The 17,867-nt window shown below is 69.9% G+C and carries 16 protein-coding genes and 1 pseudogene; 13 read left to right on the top strand and 4 right to left on the bottom strand.

Annotation, left to right across the window (positions count from 1 at the left end; genetic code table 11):
• Positions 1-11 precede the first annotated feature (11 nt).
• The 3 genes from J7E91_RS07470 (at position 12) to J7E91_RS07460 (ending at position 3,505) form a co-directional block, all read left to right on the top strand.
• Entirely contained in the window at positions 12-170 is a 159-nt protein-coding gene (locus J7E91_RS07470) for an Arc family DNA-binding protein (protein WP_214900120.1), read from the top strand.
• A gap of 84 nt (positions 171-254) precedes the next feature.
• On the top strand, positions 255-1,721 hold the full coding sequence (locus tag J7E91_RS07465) for an aldehyde dehydrogenase family protein (RefSeq protein WP_214900119.1): 1,467 nt from the start codon (positions 255-257) through the stop codon (positions 1,719-1,721).
• A 224-nt stretch (positions 1,722-1,945) separates the two neighbouring features.
• Complete coding sequence (locus J7E91_RS07460) at positions 1,946-3,505, top strand: APC family permease (protein WP_214900118.1); 1,560 nt, start codon at positions 1,946-1,948, stop codon at positions 3,503-3,505.
• Between the two features lie 88 nt (positions 3,506-3,593).
• Here J7E91_RS07460 and J7E91_RS07455 read toward each other — a convergent pair whose 3' ends face one another.
• Positions 3,594-3,794 (bottom strand): DUF397 domain-containing protein, encoded by a 201-nt coding sequence (locus tag J7E91_RS07455; RefSeq protein ID WP_214900117.1) that lies wholly within the window; start codon positions 3,792-3,794, stop codon positions 3,594-3,596.
• 10 nt (positions 3,795-3,804) lie between these two features.
• Positions 3,805-4,656 (bottom strand): helix-turn-helix transcriptional regulator, encoded by an 852-nt coding sequence (locus J7E91_RS07450; protein ID WP_214900116.1) that lies wholly within the window; start codon positions 4,654-4,656, stop codon positions 3,805-3,807.
• Positions 4,657-4,902: 246 nt separating this feature from the next.
• Between J7E91_RS07450 and J7E91_RS07445 the strand changes: the two genes are divergently transcribed.
• The 4 genes from J7E91_RS07445 (at position 4,903) to J7E91_RS07430 (ending at position 6,787) form a co-directional block, all read left to right on the top strand.
• Entirely contained in the window at positions 4,903-5,367 is a 465-nt protein-coding gene (locus J7E91_RS07445) for an ATP-binding protein (protein ID WP_214900114.1), read from the top strand.
• A gap of 101 nt (positions 5,368-5,468) precedes the next feature.
• Positions 5,469-5,744 (top strand): hypothetical protein, encoded by a 276-nt coding sequence (locus J7E91_RS07440; protein ID WP_214900112.1) that lies wholly within the window; start codon positions 5,469-5,471, stop codon positions 5,742-5,744.
• Positions 5,741-6,022 (top strand): hypothetical protein, encoded by a 282-nt coding sequence (locus J7E91_RS07435; protein ID WP_214900111.1) that lies wholly within the window; start codon positions 5,741-5,743, stop codon positions 6,020-6,022. Before J7E91_RS07440 ends, J7E91_RS07435 begins: the two co-directional genes overlap by 4 nt.
• 126 nt (positions 6,023-6,148) lie before the next feature.
• A complete protein-coding gene (locus J7E91_RS07430; RefSeq protein ID WP_308376151.1) occupies positions 6,149-6,787 on the top strand; it encodes a BBE domain-containing protein in 639 nt (212 codons plus the stop codon).
• 5 nt (positions 6,788-6,792) lie between these two features.
• Here J7E91_RS07430 and J7E91_RS07425 read toward each other — a convergent pair whose 3' ends face one another.
• Positions 6,793-8,307 (bottom strand): CehA/McbA family metallohydrolase, encoded by a 1,515-nt coding sequence (locus J7E91_RS07425; protein WP_214900110.1) that lies wholly within the window; start codon positions 8,305-8,307, stop codon positions 6,793-6,795.
• 181 nt (positions 8,308-8,488) lie between these two features.
• Here J7E91_RS07425 and J7E91_RS07420 point away from each other — a divergent pair, with 181 nt between their 5' ends.
• The 6 genes and pseudogenes from J7E91_RS07420 (at position 8,489) to J7E91_RS07395 (ending at position 16,021) form a co-directional block, all read left to right on the top strand.
• On the top strand, positions 8,489-9,334 hold the full coding sequence (locus J7E91_RS07420; protein ID WP_214900109.1) for an LLM class F420-dependent oxidoreductase: 846 nt from the start codon (positions 8,489-8,491) through the stop codon (positions 9,332-9,334).
• Between the two features lie 121 nt (positions 9,335-9,455).
• Complete coding sequence (locus J7E91_RS07415) at positions 9,456-9,674, top strand: hypothetical protein (protein ID WP_028810984.1); 219 nt, start codon at positions 9,456-9,458, stop codon at positions 9,672-9,674.
• A 233-nt stretch (positions 9,675-9,907) separates the two neighbouring features.
• Positions 9,908-12,484: pseudogene (locus J7E91_RS07410) on the top strand (bifunctional FO biosynthesis protein CofGH); the annotation flags it as partial.
• A 114-nt stretch (positions 12,485-12,598) separates the two neighbouring features.
• Positions 12,599-13,108: a hypothetical protein gene (locus tag J7E91_RS07405; protein ID WP_214900107.1), complete on the top strand. Its 510-nt coding sequence runs from the start codon at positions 12,599-12,601 to the stop codon at positions 13,106-13,108.
• Positions 13,109-13,201: 93 nt separating this feature from the next.
• Entirely contained in the window at positions 13,202-14,620 is a 1,419-nt protein-coding gene (locus J7E91_RS07400; protein WP_214900106.1) for a flotillin family protein, read from the top strand.
• Between the two features lie 285 nt (positions 14,621-14,905).
• On the top strand, positions 14,906-16,021 hold the full coding sequence (locus J7E91_RS07395; protein ID WP_214900105.1) for an ADP-ribosylglycohydrolase family protein: 1,116 nt from the start codon (positions 14,906-14,908) through the stop codon (positions 16,019-16,021).
• Here the strand turns inward: J7E91_RS07395 and J7E91_RS07390 are convergent.
• Complete coding sequence (locus tag J7E91_RS07390) at positions 16,006-17,580, bottom strand: sodium:solute symporter family protein (protein ID WP_214900103.1); 1,575 nt, start codon at positions 17,578-17,580, stop codon at positions 16,006-16,008. The genes J7E91_RS07395 and J7E91_RS07390 overlap by 16 nt on opposite strands.
• Positions 17,581-17,867: the final 287 nt, after the last annotated feature.

The raw sequence follows: 17,867 nt of genomic DNA, 5'->3' as shown, positions 1-17,867 counted from the left end.
CGATTGGACGCATGGACCATGAAGTACGCATCACGCTCAGACTCCCCGCAGACCTCCACGCGTGGCTGGCCGCTCAGGCCAAGTCCGCCCGACGGTCCCTCAACTCCGAGATCGTGCACCGCCTGGAGGTCGAGCGCGGCTCTCCCTTGGCAGACGGCGAATCGTCCTGACAGCGATTCACCTCTTTCTGCCACGCCCCGCAGGAGTCAGATTCCTCCCCGGCCTGAGGGTCGGGGCATCCTCGGGGGAACCCGGTGAGCCATTGCGGCGCCGAGCGGCTGTTCATCGGCGGCGCGTGGACCGAGCCCGACGGCGGCCACTACGAGGTCATCGACCCGGCCACGGAAGAAGTGGTGGGGCTCGCCCCCGAGGCGAGCCGCGAGCAGGTGTACGCCGCCGCTTCCGCCGCGCGGGACGCCTTCCCGGCCTGGTCCCGCACCGCTCCCGAGGAACGCGCCGCGCTCCTCGACCGCGCGGCAGACCTGATCCAGCGCGACTGCGCCGCGTACGCCGGACTCGCCCGCGCCGAGACCGGCTCCACCGCCGCGACCGCGCTCGGCATGCAGGTCGCCGTCGGCGCCGCCCGCTTCCGGCGGTACGCGCGGGGGGCGCTGGAGCCGGTCGAGACGGAGCTGCCGCCGCAGGTCAATCCGGCGGGGGCGATGGGGAAGGCGGGGGTGTTCGGGGCCGTGGCCGTACGCCAGCCGGTGGGCGTCGTCACCTGCGTCACGTCGTACAACAACCCCTGGGCCAACGCGGCCGGCAAGGTCGCGCCCGCGCTCGCCATGGGCAACACCGTCGTCGTGAAGCCCGCCCCCCAGGACCCGCTGTCCGTCTACCGCATGGCGGCGGCGCTGGCGGAGGCCGGCGTACCGCCCGGGGTCGTGAACGTCGTCACCGGCTCCGGGCCCGCCGCCGGTGAGGCCGCCGTCGACTCGCCGGACGTCGACATGGTCAGCTTCACCGGGTCGACGGCGGTGGGGCAGCGCATCGCGGAGGTCTGCGGGCGCGGCATGAAGCGTCAGCTCATGGAGCTGGGCGGGAAGGGCGCGGCGGTCGTCTTCGACGACGCCGACCTCGACTCCGCCGTCCTGGGCATCGGTACGACGTTCTCCTTCTACAGCGGGCAGATCTGTACGGCGCCGACGCGCGTGATCGCCCAGCGCGGGATCTACGACCGGCTCGTCGAGAAGCTGACGGGCTACCTGCGTGTCCTGAAGGTCGGCGACCCCGGCGCCCCGGACACGGTCGTCGGCCCGGTGATCTCCGCCGCCCACCGCGACCGCGTCGAGTCGTACATCGACCTGGGCCGGAAGGAGGGCGCCCGGCTGGTCGCGGGCGGCGACAGGCCCTCGTACGAGAAGGGCTTCTACGTCGCCCCCACCCTCTTCGCCGACTGTACGAACGACATGCGCGTCGTCCGGGAGGAGATCTTCGGCCCGGTCGTCGTGGTCGTCCCCTTCGACGGTGACGAGGAAGAAGGCATCGCGCTCGCCAACGACAGCGACTACGGGCTCATCGACTACGTCTGGTCGGGGGATGCGGCCAAGGCCTTCCGGGTCGCGCGGCGACTGCGCGCGGGCGGCGTCGGGGTGAACACCGTCGGGCGCAACATGGAGGCGCCGTTCGGCGGGTTCAAGAAGAGCGGAGTGGGCCGGGACGTCGGCTCGTACGCCCTGCATGCGTACAGCGAGACTCAGGCGATCGTGTGGACCGGATGAGCCCTCCAGAAAACGTTTGGGAAACTTTGGAAACGGGCAAAGCGGACAGCGTTGCGATTTCCGCACCTCGGAAGTATTGGTGTGCAGCCTGGCAATGGCCGCCCTTGGTTCAATGGGAACCTTCAATCCGCAACCATTGAGGCGCTCGACCCGCGAAATTCAAGGATCTCTGAGCGGAGCGTTTGCCTCCGGATGTGGAAAACGCACGGGCTAACGTCCCGCTTATGACTCAGGTAGACATGCGGCCCCAGGCCGGAGACACGGTAAGCGGCGCCTCCTCGGTGGAGAGTGGCGTACGCGAGAAGGGCCTTGGCGGGAATTCCGTCGGGCTCGTGGGCAACGCCGTCATCGGCATCTCCACCGTCGCACCCGTTTACTGCCTCACGGCCACGCTGGGCCCCACGGTCGGTGAGGTCGGGCTGCAGATGCCCGCGATCTTCCTCGCGGGGTTCCTGCCCATGCTGCTGGTGGCCTTCGCGTACCGCGAGCTGAACAAGGCCGTACCCGACTGCGGCACGTCCTTCACCTGGTCGGTGAAGGCCTTCGGCCCCCGCGTCGGCTGGATGTGCGGCTGGGGCCTGCTGGTCGCCACCATCGTGGTGCTCTCCAACCTCGCCGGCGTGGCCACCTCCTTCTTCTACCTGCTTCTCGGAGAACTGCCCGGCGGCGCCGGCCTCGCCGCGCTGGACGACAACAAGTTCGTCCACATCCTCACCACGCTGGCCTTCATCGCCGTCGCCACCGCGATCAGCTACCGGGGCATCACCGCCACCAAGTGGGTCCAGTACGCCCTGGTCGGCCTCCAGCTCGCCGTGCTCGTGATGTTCGTCTACATGGCACTCACCAAGTCCGACGAGGTCGCCAACTCGATCGACTTCTCCTGGTCCTGGATGAACCCGTTCGGCGTCGAGTCCTTCGCCGCCTTCACCGCGGGCCTCTCCCTCTCGATCTTCATCTACTGGGGCTGGGACGCCTGCCTGTCGGTCAACGAGGAGAGCACCGGAAGCGCCAAGACGCCCGGCCGCGCCGCGATGCTCGCCATGGTCGTGATCGTCGTGTCGTACCTGATGGTCGCCATCGCCGCCCAGATGTACGCCGGCGTCGGCGAGAAGGGCACCGGCCTCGGCAACCCGGAGACCTCGGACAACGTCTTCGCCGTCCTCGCCGAGCCGATCATGGGCTCGGGTATGGGCATCCTGCTCTTCGTCGCCGTGGTCGCCTCCGCCGCCGCGAGCCTGCAGACCACCTTCATCCCGGTGGCGCGCACCGCCCTGGCGATGAGCACCTACCAGGCCATGCCGGCCTCCTTCGCCAAGGTCCACCCGCGCTTCAAGACCCCTGGCCGTGCCACGGTCGTCGCGGGCGTCGCGACCGGCGTCTTCTACTCGGTGATGACGCTTGTCAGCGAGAACGTCCTCGTCGACACGATCTACGCGCTGGGCCTGATGATCTGCTTCTACTACGCGATCACCGCCTTCGCCTGCGTCTGGTACTTCCGTGGGGAACTGCGCCACTCCCTGCGCAACCTGATGATCAAGGGGATCTTCCCCGGCGTCGGCGCGCTGATGCTCACCGCGGTCTTCGGCCAGACCCTGTACGACATGTGGGACCCGGCATACGGCAGCGGCAGCTCGCTCTTCGGAGTCGGTTCGGTCTTCGTGATCGGCGTGGGCCTGCTGCTGCTCGGCGCAGTGATCATGATCGTCATGCAGCGCCGCAGCCCGGCGTTCTTCCGCGGCGAGGTGCTGACGACGGACACCCCGGCGCTGGTCGTCGAGGACTGACCCGTCCGAACCCCGCGACATACCTGAGTCACGAGAGGGCCGGGGAAGCCGAACGGCTTCCCCGGCCCTCTGCCGTCGGACCTCATGCTCAACCGGCCGGCCCGCGCCGCGCGCCGCCTGGCGTGAGGCTTTGGATCAGGGCCTGCCAGGTGGTGGGGGTTGTGCTGAGTACGGCGTGGGCGGGGTCCGCGCTCTCGGTGAGGAGGACGGTGCGGCCGTTGGCGGCGACGTGCAGGCAGGACTCGCCTTGTCCGCAGAACGAAGACTTCTGCCACTCAGCGGTTTGCATCAGTTCCCCTTCACAAGTCGTGGGTCAGATTGTGGATGAGGTCGCGTGACGCGGAGGGCCCCAGGGCTACGGCCTCCATGCGTGCCAGCAGCACCCGGTACATCTCCAACTGGGCCTCGGCGTCAACAAGCGCCGGACCGTGCGACTGATCCAGCGACACGGTGTCGAGCTGGGGCACGGGTCCGTGTGCGTACAAGATCGTCTGCCCGGAGCCCGGGTAGGCGCCGATGGTGAACGGGATCACCTGGATGGTGATGTGCTCCCGTTCGCTCTGGTCGAGCAAGTGCTCCAGCTGCCGCTTGGCGACAGACGAGCCGCCGACGGGCATGCGAAGAGCGGCTTCGTGGATGACCGCGTGGAACGGTGTCGGATCTGTTCGGTCAAGCAGCGCCTGTCGCTGGAGCCGGTGGTTCACGCGGTGCTCAACCTCGGCGCGCGAGAACTCTGGGACGACCTGCCGGAAGATTTCGCGGGCGTGATCGGTGATTTGCAGCAGACCCGGAATGTGCGACGTGGTGGCGGACTGCAGCCGGGTCGCGTGGTGTTCCAGCTCGGCAAGGTCCAGCAGTGGCGTCGGGAGTACCTCCCGGAACGTCTCCCACCAGCCACTCTTGCGCTCGGTGGCCAACGCGACGAGGGCCTCAATATAGGCGTCGTCGGAGCAGCGGTAGTTGCGTGCCATCGCGTGCAGACGCTCTGGGCTGACGCCGAACCGGCCGGCCTCGATATTGCTGAGCTGGGCCTGGCTGATGCCGAGCAGTCCGGCACCCTCGGTGGCCGACAGCCCTGCTCGCTCGCGGAGCCGCCGCAGCTCCGTGCCCAGGCGTAGGCGCCGTGCCGTTGGAGTAACCCTCGCGGCCATTCCTCAACTCCCTTTTCGTCCGAGGGTATTCAGTCCGTCACTCACAAGAGGGAAATGCTCACGTAATTGCCGGATCCGCAAACACTTTATGCCGGAAGCTCGCTAGCTTGTGACTCAGGCCACTCGCCCGGAAGTACACCGCTCGACGGAGCGGCAACGTCAACGGGCACCGCACCGCACTGCATCGCGCCGCGCCGCACCATCCATGCGTCACGGTTCAACTCCCCACAGCGATCGGAGACTTCCATGGCCACCGTAAACCCGTCCTGGGCCTACACCCTCCACCTTCCGCACGATCCCCGCGCTCCCGGAATCGCCCGCGCGACCCTGCGTGCCGTACTCGCGACGTACGAGCTGGGCGAACTCACCGACACCGCCGAGCTGTTGGCGTCGGAGCTGGTCACCAACGCCCAGCGGCACACAGACAGCCCGTACTCCTTCCGCCTTCGCCCGGTCGGTCCCGACCGTCTGCGCCTCGCCGTATGGGATGCGGACCCGTTCCTCCCTCCATCCTTCACGGGGACGGCGTCCAGCGAGATGGCGGCTCTCGCCGACGACACCGCCGAAGAGGGCCGGGGTCTCCACCTCGTTCAGGCGTGCGCGGACAGGTGGGGCGGTTACGCGTTCGGCAGTGCGTACTACCCCGGGCGGCCGGGTGGAGGAAAGCTGCTGTGGGCCGAGTGCGGTCGTAAGGCCCGCGAGACGTGGTGAGGCTGCCCGCGCTGTCGGCTGCGGAAGGCGCGCTCTGTCCGTCTTCCGCGTCGTCCGGCGCCATACTGGGGGGTGGGAGCCACGTCCGACTGGAGCGAACCATGAGCGCACAGCCCGAGCACCGCTGGGGAGCGATGCCCCTGCCGGAGATCCGGACCGTGGACGACCTGCGCAGTGCGCTCGATCGCTACGGCTTCCCCGGCGACCGGGAGAAGTTCGAAGCCGAGCTGTCAGCCGCCATAGGGGCATCGCCCACCAACGACTTCGAGGGCGCGGCCGCCGTCGTACGGGCGTACCGTCACCGGGTCCGGATCAGGAATTCGTCCGAGATCATGGCGGCTCTCGAAGACGCACGGTCCGAGGGCAGTGGCTCATGAGCGAGGTCCCGCTGGAAGAGGCCGACTTTGCCAAGAAGGCATTCGCCGACCTCACGGAGGGGGAGCGGGAAGTAGCCCGGGTCGCGCTCGAAGTCATCAGGCGGCATCCTGCGGCCGGGCGGGAGATTCCCGGCTGGCGCCCACCGTCCGTGGAGTACACGTACACCACGCCGATGGCGCGTGATTCGGCCGAAGCGGTCACCGTGGTTTACACGCATACCCCCGGCATGGGCGTGACGGTCGTGTACTACTTCCGTGATCCGCAAGTGGTCGACTGAGCTGTACGTGCCGGGCTCGGCGCCGGGGTCTCGCCCTCGGCTCCCCAGCCTGGGGCGCCCCGCCGCGGCCGCCGGCTGGCTGCACAGAACGCCGAGGCCCCCGAGGAGCTCAACACCCTCTTCGCCGTGCTGCTCGGACCGCAGGTGCCGTTCCTCCCCGAACGCTGGCACGGCCGCCCCGTCTGCGCCGTACTGACCTGCTTCAGCGGCCTCGCCGACAAGGACGACACAGTCCGCGCCCGCCTCGGCGCGCTCGGCCCGGTCATCGGCCAGTACCTCGACCGCATGCCGTACCCCGTGATCAACACCCTGTTCGACGAGGACCTGCCGCCGGGCCTCTACCACTACTGGAAGGGCAACTTCAGCCGCGAACTGACCGACGGAGCCATCGATGTCCACATGAAGTACGGCGCGACCATTCCCTCGATGGAGAGCGACACCGTCATCTTCCCCATCGACGGCGCCTGCCACCGCGTCGGCGGAGAGGACACCGCGTTCGCCTACCGCGACGCCTCCTACTCCGCCGCCTTCGGCGCCAGTTACAAGGACCCCGCCGACACCGGACACAACGTCGCCTGGACCCGCGCGTACGACGCGGCCCTGCGCCCGCACACCGAGGAAGCCGGCTACATCAACTTCATGGACGCCGACGACCAGGCCCGGGTGCGCGCCAACTACCGGCAGAACTACGACCGCCTGCGTGCGGTCAAGCGCCAGTACGACCCCGAGAACGTGTTCCGCATAAACCACAACATCGCACCCTGACCCCTTCAGCCACGGCCGCCGCCGCCCAGGAACACCGGGTTGGTAAGCGCCGCCAGGGCTCCCGGCAGGCCGGGCACCTTCGGCGCATGGCGGACCTCCGCGCGTACGTACGACGCGTATTGCGGCGTCGTACGCCATTCCACCGTGCCCGCCCCGGACTCCGGCAGCGGCGCGGTGTGCAGCGTGCCCTGGTCGGTGACGAAGTGGGCGGTGCAGCCGGGTGCGCCGGTGACCTCCAGGCGGACGGTGACGGGGGTGCCGGCGTCGACGTCCAGCCGGTCCCCGATGCCCGCGTGGCGGGCCCGGCCGCCCGAGGCGCCGAAGGTGAGGGACACGGCGGAGGACTCGGTCATGTAGGAGTGGCCGGCGCGGATGCCGTCGAGGATCGCCTCACGGGTGAGGTCGTCGGCCCGTACGACCGTCTGCGGCATGCCGACGAGCTGCGGCTCGCGGTGGGCGTCGCTGCTGCCCATGGCCGGGGTCCAGCCGCGGCCGCCGGTGAGCGTGTTGTCCCAGGACGCGAGTGCGATCTCGTCCTCGGGGGTGTACGGCCCGTTCCACACCTCCACCGCGTCGGCGTCCCCGAACCCGAACTTCCAGTTGCACCCGATGCAGGTGGCGTGCGGATGCGCGGGTACGACGAGGCCGCCCGCGCGGCGGATCTCGCGGGCGTAGTGCCCGAAGCGGTTCTCGCGGGCGCGGTAGCGCCAGTCGACGAAGGTGCCCGGGTCGGTGCCGACGGCGACGACATGACCGTTACGGGTGGTGACTTCCTCGCCGGTGAGGATGAGCAGGTCGTCACCCCACAGGCCCTGCCAGGCGCTGTGCGCGGCGTGGGTGTTGTGCTCGCTGGTGTTGATGAAGTCGAGCCCGGCGGCGCGGGCGGCGGCGGCGATCTCGGCCGGCGTGCGCTTTCCGTCGGAGAACACGGAGTGCAGGTGGCAGTCGCCCCGGTACCAGGCGCGCCCCCGCCCCTTGGCGCGCTCGGGCGGATGGACGGCGGCGGGGGTCTTGCCCGGGGCGCCGTACCGGAGCGTGATGGTCACGGCGTACGGCAGTCCCTCGGGGGCGGTCGTGTACGGGCCCAGCGCGATGTTCCAGGTCCCCGCCCGGACGGGGCCCGGGATGTACCCGGGCGTCGCCGCGTCCGCGCGGATGAAGAACTCCGACCGCGCCCCGCCGGACCAGCCGCGGAAGCCTCGGCCGCCCAGGCCGGTGCCGCGCTCGTCGAAGATGCCGATGTCGAGGGCGTTGCCCTGGGTGCCGGGGGGTACGGGAATTCTCTCGTACGCGTACGAGACGGCGATCTCCCGTACTCCGCGCGGCACTTCCACGGGCAGGTAGACGTAGTCGGGGGACCCCGGCGGGAGGGTGCCGCGTACGGTCCGGGTCTCCTCGCCGCCGGGGGGCGCGGCATTCGCGAAGCTCACGCTGCCCAAGGTAAGGGCGGCGGCGGCGCCGGTCACGAACAGTCCGCGCCGGCCGATGGATCGGTCGGATCCACTCGTCGGTCCAGTCATGTCGGCATCTCCCAGGGCGGAGCGTCGAGAGGGGCAGGGGGACGGAACTCCATCGGTGGTGCGTCGTGCGTGCGTACGGAGACCCTGGTATTGAGCAGTGAACTCCCCTGTAACGGAAGGGTTCGGCACGACGTAGTTTTGTCGCTCAGCCGGTCACGACGATCATGATGAGGAGCTCCGCATGCGGATTGCCACCACGATCTTTCTCACCGACGAGACGATCACGCCGGTACGGCTCGCACGCGAGCTGGAGCAGCGAGGTTTCGCCGGCCTGTACCTGCCCGAGCACACCCACATCCCGGTGTCGCGCGAGTCGGTGTACCCGGCGGGCGGTGAACTCCCGCGTGAGTACGGCCGCACGCTCGACCCCTTCGTCGCCCTCGCCCAGGCCGCCGCGGTCACCGAACGGCTCGGTCTCGGCACCGGCATCACGCTCGTGGCGCAGCACGACCCGATCGACCTGGCGAAGCAGGTGGCGACGCTGGACCATCTCTCCGGCGGTCGCTTCACGCTCGGTGTGGGCTACGGCTGGAACAAGGAGGAGGCCGCGGACCACGGCGTGGAGTGGACGACCCGCCGTGAGCGGACGCGGGACCGGATGGCGCTGATGCGGGCGCTGTGGTCCGAGGAACCGACGGCGTACGAGGGCGAGTTCGGTGCGGTACGAGCGTCGTACGCCCCTCCCAAGCCGGTGCAGAAGCCACGCGGCCCGGTGACGGGGCCGCGCACGCTGGTGGGCGGGGCGGCGGGTCCGAAGCTGTTCTCGCACATCGTGGAGCACGCGGACGGATGGCTGCCGATCGGCGGCCGGGGCCTGACGGAGTCGGTGCCGGTGCTGCGTACGGCCTGGGAGGAAGCGGGCCGCGATCCCCAGTCGCTGCAAGTGGTCCCGTACGCGGTGAAGCCGAGCCCGGGCAAGGTGGCGCACTACGCGGAGCTGGGCATCGAGGAGCTGGTGCTGCAACTGCCGCCCGCGGGCGAGGCGGAGGTTCTTCGCGTACTGGATGAGTACGCGAGGTTTATCTGACGTTTATGTGGCCAGTACGGTCCGTCCCTCTGTGCCGGGCGCCCGGGCGCCGCTACCTTGGCCTTTCGGCATGGACAGCGCCCGGCCGCCCCGGCCGGACCTCGGGGGAGAGGGAACGCACGTGCAGAAAAGCCCGTTCAGCATTGTCGCGATCATTTTCGGCGTGGTCGCACTGTTCTTCTGCCCGCCGCTCTTCGGCGTCCTCGGCCTGGTATTCGGCGGGATCGCCAAGTCCAAGGACGAGCCTCTCGCGGTTACGGGCCTGATCGTCGCGGGAGCCGGCCTGGCCCTCGGCATGGTGCTGGGGTTCCTGGTCTTCAGCTCGATGTCGACGCCGTGAGGCCCTGAGCCCCGGCCGGGCATCACCGCTCACCGGGGCAGGGCTGGGCCGGACCACCACGGGACGGAGTGCCTGTCCGCGTCGCTCGTATGCTCGGACGCATGACGACGAGCGCGAGCGCACCGCGGGGAAACGGGAACGGGGACGGAAACGGGGACGGACCGAGGTCCGGCTCCGATTCCGTTTCCGCTTCCGGGAGCGGGCAGGAAACCACCGGAGCCGCCACCTCAACACCCCACAGCCACGCCCCTACCCCCAACAGCATGCGGCGCGCCCTGAAACGTGCGCGGGACGGGGTCGCACTCGACGTCGCCGAGGCCGCCGTACTCCTCCAGGCACGCGGTGACGACCTCCTCGACCTCGCCGCCTCCGCCGCGCGCGTACGCGACGCCGGGCTGGACGCCGCCGGGCGTCCCGGCGTCATCACGTACTCGCGCAAGGTCTTCATCCCGCTGACCCGCCTGTGCCGCGACAAGTGCCACTACTGCACCTTCGTGACCGTTCCCGGGAAGCTCCGCCGTGACGGCCACGGCATGTTCCTCTCGCCCGACGAGGTACTGGACATTGCCCGTCGCGGCGCCGCGATGGGCTGCAAGGAAGCGCTGTTCACGCTCGGCGACCGCCCCGAGGAACGCTGGCCCGAAGCGCGTGAGTGGCTGGAGGCCGAGGGGTACGACGACACCCTCGCGTACGTCCGCGCCATGGCCATCCGCGTGCTCGAGGAGACGGGGCTGCTGCCCCACCTCAACCCCGGCGTCATGTCATGGACCGATCTCCAGCGGCTCAAGCCCGTCGCCCCCTCCATGGGCATGATGCTGGAGACGACCGCGACGCGCCTGTGGTCCGAGCCCGGCGGCCCGCACCACGGCTCCCCCGACAAGGAGCCCGCCGTACGCCTGCGGGTCCTCGAAGACGCCGGCCGCTCCAACGTCCCCTTCACCACCGGTCTGCTCATCGGCATCGGCGAGACGTACGAGGAGCGCGCCGACTCCCTCTTCGAGCTCCGTAAGACCGCCCGCGCCTACCACGGCATCCAGGAAGTCATCGTCCAGAACTTCCGCGCCAAGCCGGACACCGCCATGCGCGGCATGCCCGACGCCGAGCTGGAGGAGCTGGCCGCCGCCATCGCCGTGGCCCGCCACATCCTCGGACCGAGCGCCCGCATCCAGGCCCCGCCCAACCTCGTCGACTCGGAGTACGCCCTCCTCATCGGCGCCGGCATCGACGACTGGGGCGGCGTCTCGCCGCTCACCCCCGACCACGTCAACCCCGAGCGCCCCTGGCCGCACATCGACGAGCTCGCCGCGAAGACCGCCTCCGCGGGCTTCGAGCTGCGCGAACGGCTCACCATCTACCCGGAGTTCATCCAGCGCGGCGAGCCCTGGCTCGACCCCCGGCTGCTGCCGCACGTACGGGCGCTCGCCGATCCGGAGACGGGGCTGGCGCGCGAGGACGTACGGCCGACGGGCCTTCCGTGGCAGGAGCCCGACGAGGGTTTCACCGGAACAGCGACCGGACGCACCGACCTCCACCGCACCATCGACACCACCGGACGCACCGGTGACCGCCGCGACGACTTCGACGACGTGTACGGCGACTGGGACGCGCTGCGCGAGGCCGCCGCCCCCGGCATGGTGCCCCAGCGCATCGACACCGACGTACGCCAGGCCCTCGCACAGGCCGCCGACGACCCGGCCAAGCTCACCGACGACGAGGCCCTCGCGCTCCTCCACGCCGACGGCCCCGCCCTGGACGCCCTCGCCCGCATCGCCGACGAGCTGCGCCGTGACGTCGTCGGCGACGACGTCACGTACATCGTCACGCGCAACATCAACTTCACCAACGTCTGCTACACCGGCTGCCGTTTCTGCGCCTTCGCGCAGCGCCGCACCGACGCCGACGCCTACACCCTCTCCCTCTCCCAGGTCGCCGACCGCGCCGAGCAGGCGTGGGACGTCGGCGCGGTCGAGGTCTGCATGCAGGGCGGCATCCACCCCGACCTCCCCGGCACGGCGTACTTCGACATCGCGCGCGCCGTGAAGGAGCGCGTCCCGGGCATGCACGTCCACGCCTTCTCACCGATGGAGATCGTCAACGGCGCGACCCGCACCGGCATGTCGATCCGCGAGTGGCTGACGGCGGCCAAGGAGGCCGGACTCGACTCCATCCCCGGCACCGCCGCCGAGATCCTCGACGACGAGGTGCGCTGGATCCTCACCAAGGGCAAGCTGCCGACCGCGACGTGGATCGACGTCGTGAAGACCGCGCACGAACTCGGCATCAGGTCCTCGTCGACCATGATGTACGGGCATGTCGACCAGCCCCGCCACTGGCTCGGCCACCTGCGCACGCTCGCCCGCGTCCAACAGGAGACGGGCGGCTTCACCGAGTTCGTGACGCTGCCCTTCATCCACACCAACGCGCCCGTCTACCTGGCCGGCATCGCCCGCCCGGGCCCCACCGACCGGGACAACCGGGCCGTCACCGCCATGGCCCGCCTCCTCCTCCACCCCCACATCACCAACATCCAGACCAGCTGGGTGAAGCTGGGCGCGGAGGGAGCGGCCGAGATGCTGCGCTCGGGCGCCAACGACCTCGGGGGGACCCTGATGGAGGAGACCATCTCCCGGATGGCGGGCTCCAGTTACGGTTCGTACCGCTCCATCCAGGACCTCGTCGCGATCGCGGACGCGGCGGGCCGCCCCTCGAAGCCGCGCACGACGCTGTACGGCGACGTACCGCAGGAGCGACAGCAGGCGGCGGCCGCGTCGGACGGCCACCTTCCGGAGTTGCTGCCGGTGCTGGAGTGAAGCGGCATTAAGGGCGCGTCAAGATTGCCGGAACCCGGCAATGTTTTCTGTCAGTCGCGCATGAGACGATCCCTCTGTCAAAAAGATCGGCGCACGCGGGGGAGGCGAGCGGGGATGACGGTTTTTCTCGGTCTCGGCATTGCGGGGATCGTGCTGCTGGCTCTCTCGTTGATCTTCGACGGGATTCTGGAAGGGCTTTTCGGGGGAGTCCTCGACGGCCTTTTCGACGGGCTTCTTTCGCTGCCCGTCATTGCCGGGTTCATGTCGATGTTCGGCTTCGGCGGCGCCATCATGCTCGGCACCACGGGTCTGGGAGCCGGTGCGGCCACGGGGGTCGGGGTGGTGGCGGGGGTCGCGGCCGGCTGGCTCGCGTGGAAGTTCAGCCGCGCGCTGATGCGCGACCAGACCGACGCCACCCCGCGCGGCACCGACCTCGTCGGCACCGCCGGGTCCGTTGTCACCGCGATCCCCGCCGACGGGTACGGCGAGGTGCTGCTGCGGCTCGGCGGCCAGCCGGTCAAACTCGCGGCCAAGAGCGCGGTGCCCGTCGCACGGGGCGCCGAGATCTGGGTGGAGGCGTCACTGTCGAGCACCTCGGTGACGGTGCGCCCCGTCGAACGCTGACACCGGTCCGACCAGCCCTACGCGACCCAACAGTCCTGCTTACGTAACACTCCAACTGCTGCCATCCCCTGGGAAGGCAGGGGGGAATTCATCATGAGTCCAGTCATCATCGCTGTCGTGGGAGTCGTCGTACTCCTCGTCCTGCTGGCCCTTGTCGTCATCACGCGCTACAAGGTCGCCGGCCCCAGCGAGGCCTTCATCATCACCGGCCGCCGCGGAAAGACCTCCGTCGACCCGGTCACCGGCCATACCTCCACCGACAACAGCGGCCAGAAGGTCGTCGTCGGCGGCGGCGTCTTCGTCGTGCCGTTCGTACAGCAGAAGTTCACCCTCGACCTCTCCAGCCGGCACATCCCGATCTCCGTGCGCGGCGCCGTCACCCTGCGCGGTGTGAAGGCCAACCTCGAAGGCGTCGCGATCGTCAAGGTCGGCGGCAGCGAGGACGCCATCAGGGCCGCGGCCCAGCGCTTCCTCCAGCAGCAGGACGGCATCGTCGGCTTCACGCAGGAGGTGCTGTCCGGTGCGCTGCGTGCCATCGTCGGCCGGATGTCGGTCGAGGACATCATCCGTGACCGCGCCGCCTTCGCCGGTCAGGTCGCCGAGGAGGCCGAGGCGAGCCTCTCCGGGCAGGGCCTGATCCTCGACGCCTTCCAGATCCAGGACATCACCACCGAGGGCTCCTACCTGGAGGACCTGGGCCGCCCCGAGGCCGCCCGCGCCCGCCAGGAGGCGGACATCGCCGAGGCCATCGCCAAGCGGGCCTCGGAGCAGGCCAGGCTGAAGGCGGCCGAGGAGATCGCCATCGCCGAGCGGACCTTCTACCTCAAGCAGGCCGAGATCCGCGTCGAGACCGAGGCCGCCGCCGCCAAGGCCAACGCCGCGGGCCCGCTCGCCGACGCCGCACGCCAGCAGGAAGTACTCGCCGAGCAGGAGAAGGTCGCCGAGCGCCAGGCCGCGCTGACCGACCGCGAGCTCGACACGAAGGTCCGCAAGCCGGCCGACGCCGCCCGCTACCAGGCGGAGCAGGAGGCCGAGGCCCGTCGTATCGCGCAGGTCAAGGAGGCCGAGGCGGACGCCGAGCGCTCCCGTCTCACCGGTGAGGGCGAGAAGCTGCACCGCGCGGCGCTCGCCGAGGCCGTACGGATCGAGGGCGAGTCGGAGGCCGCCGCCATCGCCGCGAAGGGCTCGGCCGAGGCCGAGGCGATGCGCAAGAAGGCCGACGCGTTCGCGCAGTACGGTGACGCGGCTGTCCTCCAGATGCTCGTCGAGGTGCTGCCGCAGGTCGTCGCCAAGGCGGCGGAGCCGATGAGCGCCATCGACAAGCTGACCGTGATCTCCACGGACGGCGCGAGCCAGCTGTCCCGTACGGTCACCGACAACGTCGCCCAGGGCATGGAGATGCTCAGCTCCACCACCGGGGTCGACCTCGCCGAGCTGCTCAAGGGCATCACGCAGCGGGGCACGAAGCCGGCGCCGGCCGACGCGAACGGCCAGATCCCGATCACGGACTGAGCCCCTGGGGCGCTGCCCCAGACCCCGCTCCTCAAACGCCGGAGGGGCTGAGAGTTGCCGCAAGCGGCAGCCCAGCCCGTCCGGCGTTTGAGGACACGCCCGTAGGGCGTCCGGGCTCTGGGGGCTTGCCCCCAGTTCGGGAAGGGGCGGGGTGGGGAAAGCCCCGCGCAGCGGAGCCGCCCGCACACCCGTCCCCTGAACACCCCGTTCCCCTTCGGTTACAGTGCTGCGCCAGACGCCACGTCGTTCGTTCGTACGCCGGCACACACGCGAAGGGCAGAAGCGGTGAGCGCACCACTCACATCCGTATGGGGCCGTGCCGAGCAGCAGGACTTCCGCAGCCGGGTACGCGGCTGCCTGCTCGGCGGCGCGGTGGGCGACGCGCTCGGCGCCGGCGTGGCCGCCCTGAGCCTGGACGAGATACGCGCGGCCCACGGCATCGACGCCGTCACCGACCTCGTCCCCGCCTACGGCAGACGCGGCGCCGTCACCGCCGGCACCCAGCTGACGCTCTTCACCGTCGACGGCCTCATACGGGCCCAGGTACGCCGCGACACCGGCGCCTGGCACCCGCCCACCGACGTACACCGCGCCCACCTGCGATGGGCCGTCACCCAGCGCGACTGGGGCCCCGACGAGCGCCGCAAGGACAACGGCTGGCTCGCCCGCGAGGAGTGGCTGTACGCCCGCCGCGACCCGTCCCGCGAGTGCCTGACCGGCCTCGCCGACGAGACCATGGGCACCCTCGACCGGCCCAGGAACCCCACGGCCCGCGACTCCGGCGCCGTCACCCGCTCCGCGCCCTTCGGGCTCCTCGTCGGCTGGGAGCCCCAGCTCGTCTTCCAGCTCGCCGTCGAATGCGCCGCCCAGACCCACGGCCACCCCACCGCGTACCTCTCCGCCGGGGCCTTCGCCGTCATCGTGCACGGCCTGGCGCGCGGCGAGACCGTCGACACCTCGGTCCAGCGCGCCCTCGTCCAGCTCGCCGCCCGCGTCGGCCACCAGCCCGTCACCGACGCGCTCAAGCACGCACTCGGCGCCGTACGCCAGGGGATGCCGTCCCCGGCCCGTGTCGAGTCCCTCGGCGACGGCCGCACCGCCGAGGACGTACTCGGCGTCGCCGTCTACTGCGCCCTCGTCGGCGAGGACATCCGCCACGGCCTGCGCCTCGCCGTCAACCACGGTGGTGCCTCCGAGGCCACCGGCGCGCTGTGCGGCAGCCTGCTCGGCGCCCTGCACGGCGAGACCGCGCTGCCGCCGGGCTGGGTGGCGGAGCTCGAAGGGCGCGCCACGGTCCTCGAACTCGCCGACGACTTCGCGATGGAGATGACCCAGGGCCCCGCCCTGCACGGCCCCGCGATCAACGCTCCGGGCTGGCTGTCCCGTTACCCGAGAGCCTGAGCGCGCCCTTTCCCTTCTCCGGCCGGGGCCGGGATCGCCGCACCCGCCGATGAGCCGTCGCCGCCGCCGTCACTGTCCCCGTCGTCGTCCGAGTTGATGCGCGCCAGCACCGCATCGCGCTCCGGAGTGTCCTCCGGCCTGATGAAGCCGATCACAACGAACAGCACCAGCGAGACGACCAGCGGCACCGACACCTGGTACTGCGTCGCCACGCCGTCCATGCCGTAGTTCACCACCCAGAAGGCGAACAGCCCGCTCGCCCACGACACCAGCGCGGCCGTCGGGCCGGACTTACGGAACCGGGGCAGCAGCCCGAGCATGAACGGGATCGCGATCGGCCCCATCAGGCCCGCGACCCACTTGATGACGATCGTGATGATGTCCTTGAACGCCGGCGAGTTGACCTGCGTCGCGATCGCCATCGACAGCGCCAGGAACGCCACGGTCGACAGTCGGGCGGCCACCAGACCGGCCCGCTGCGACCAGCCGCGCGCCTTCGCGGAGAGGGCGGGCGCGATGTCGCGGGTGAAGACGGCGGCGATGGCGTTGGCGTCCGATGAACACATGGCCATGGTGTGCGAGAAGAAGCCGACGATGACCAGACCCAGCAGGCCGTGCGGCAGCAACTGCTCGGTCATCAGCGCGTACGAGTCCGAGGCGTCCGGCTTCTGCGCGTCGACCAGCAGCGGCGCGCACCACATGGGGAAGAAGAGGACCAGCGGCCACACCAGCCACAGGACCGCGGACAGCCGGGCCGACCGGGTCGCCTCGCGTGCGTTGGCCGTGGCCATGTAGCGCTGGGCCTGGTTCCACATGCCGCCGGAGTACTCGAAGGTCTTGATGAAGAGATAGGCCAGCAGGAACATCATGGTGAAGTCGCCGGTCAGCGGGTCGTTGTGGCTCTCCGGGAGCTTGTCCCACACCGTCCACAGCGAGCTGAATCCGCCGAGCTGCCCCATCACCGCGATGAGCATCGCGAGGCCGGCGAAGAGCTGGATGACGAACTGGCCGAGCTCGGTGAGGGCGTCGGCCCACAGACCGCCGACCGTGCAGTAGATGCCGGTGATGACACCGGTGATCAGGATGCCCTGGTTGAGGGAGATGCCGGTGAAGACGGTCAACAGGGTGGCGATCGCCGCCCACTTGGCCGCCACGTCCACGACCTTCAGCAGGACACCGGACCAGGCGAGCGCCTGCTGGGTGGGCAGGTTGTAGCGGTTCTTGAGGTACTCCAGCGGCGAGGCGACATGGAGCTTGGACCTGAGCCGGTTGAGCCTGGGAGCGAAGAGGCTGGACCCGATCGCGATGCCGATCGCGATCGGGAAGGACCATGTCACGAAGGATGTGACGCCGTACTTGTACGCGATGCCCGCGTAACCGGTGAACATGACGGCGCTGTAGCCGGACATGTGGTGGGAGATGCCGGAGAGCCACCACGGCATCTTCCCGCCGGCCGTGAAGAAGTCGCTGACGTTGTCCACGCGCTTGTGCGACCAGACGCCGATCGCGACCATGATTCCGAAGTAGCCGATGAGCACGGCCCAGTCGAGACTGTTCATGCCCCCTCCAGGGGTCCGCCATGTGAACGGGTTCCTGCTTCGTCAGTACGTCCGATTGGGCGGTGCCCCCGTGCGGGAGCGGGGACTTCGGGGATTGAACCGGTTGTTGGGGCGGCCGGTCAAGGCTTTCTATAGTCAAGTATGTGAACTCGGGTCAGAAAGCAGAACCTCTTTGCCCTTTCTTGACCTTCTGGGTCGTTGTCGTGAACGTGGCGGCAGCCACACGATGGGCGGGCGCTTCGTCAGGCGCCTCACATGCGGCAGCGGCCGCGCGGGATGCGGGTCCC

The organism is Streptomyces sp. ISL-99 (assembly GCF_018614005.1).
Classification (GTDB): Bacteria; Actinomycetota; Actinomycetes; order Streptomycetales; family Streptomycetaceae; genus Streptomyces; species Streptomyces flavidovirens.
The sequence above is the reverse complement of the archived record's forward strand: the minus strand, read 5'-3'. Positions and strand labels throughout refer to the sequence as shown.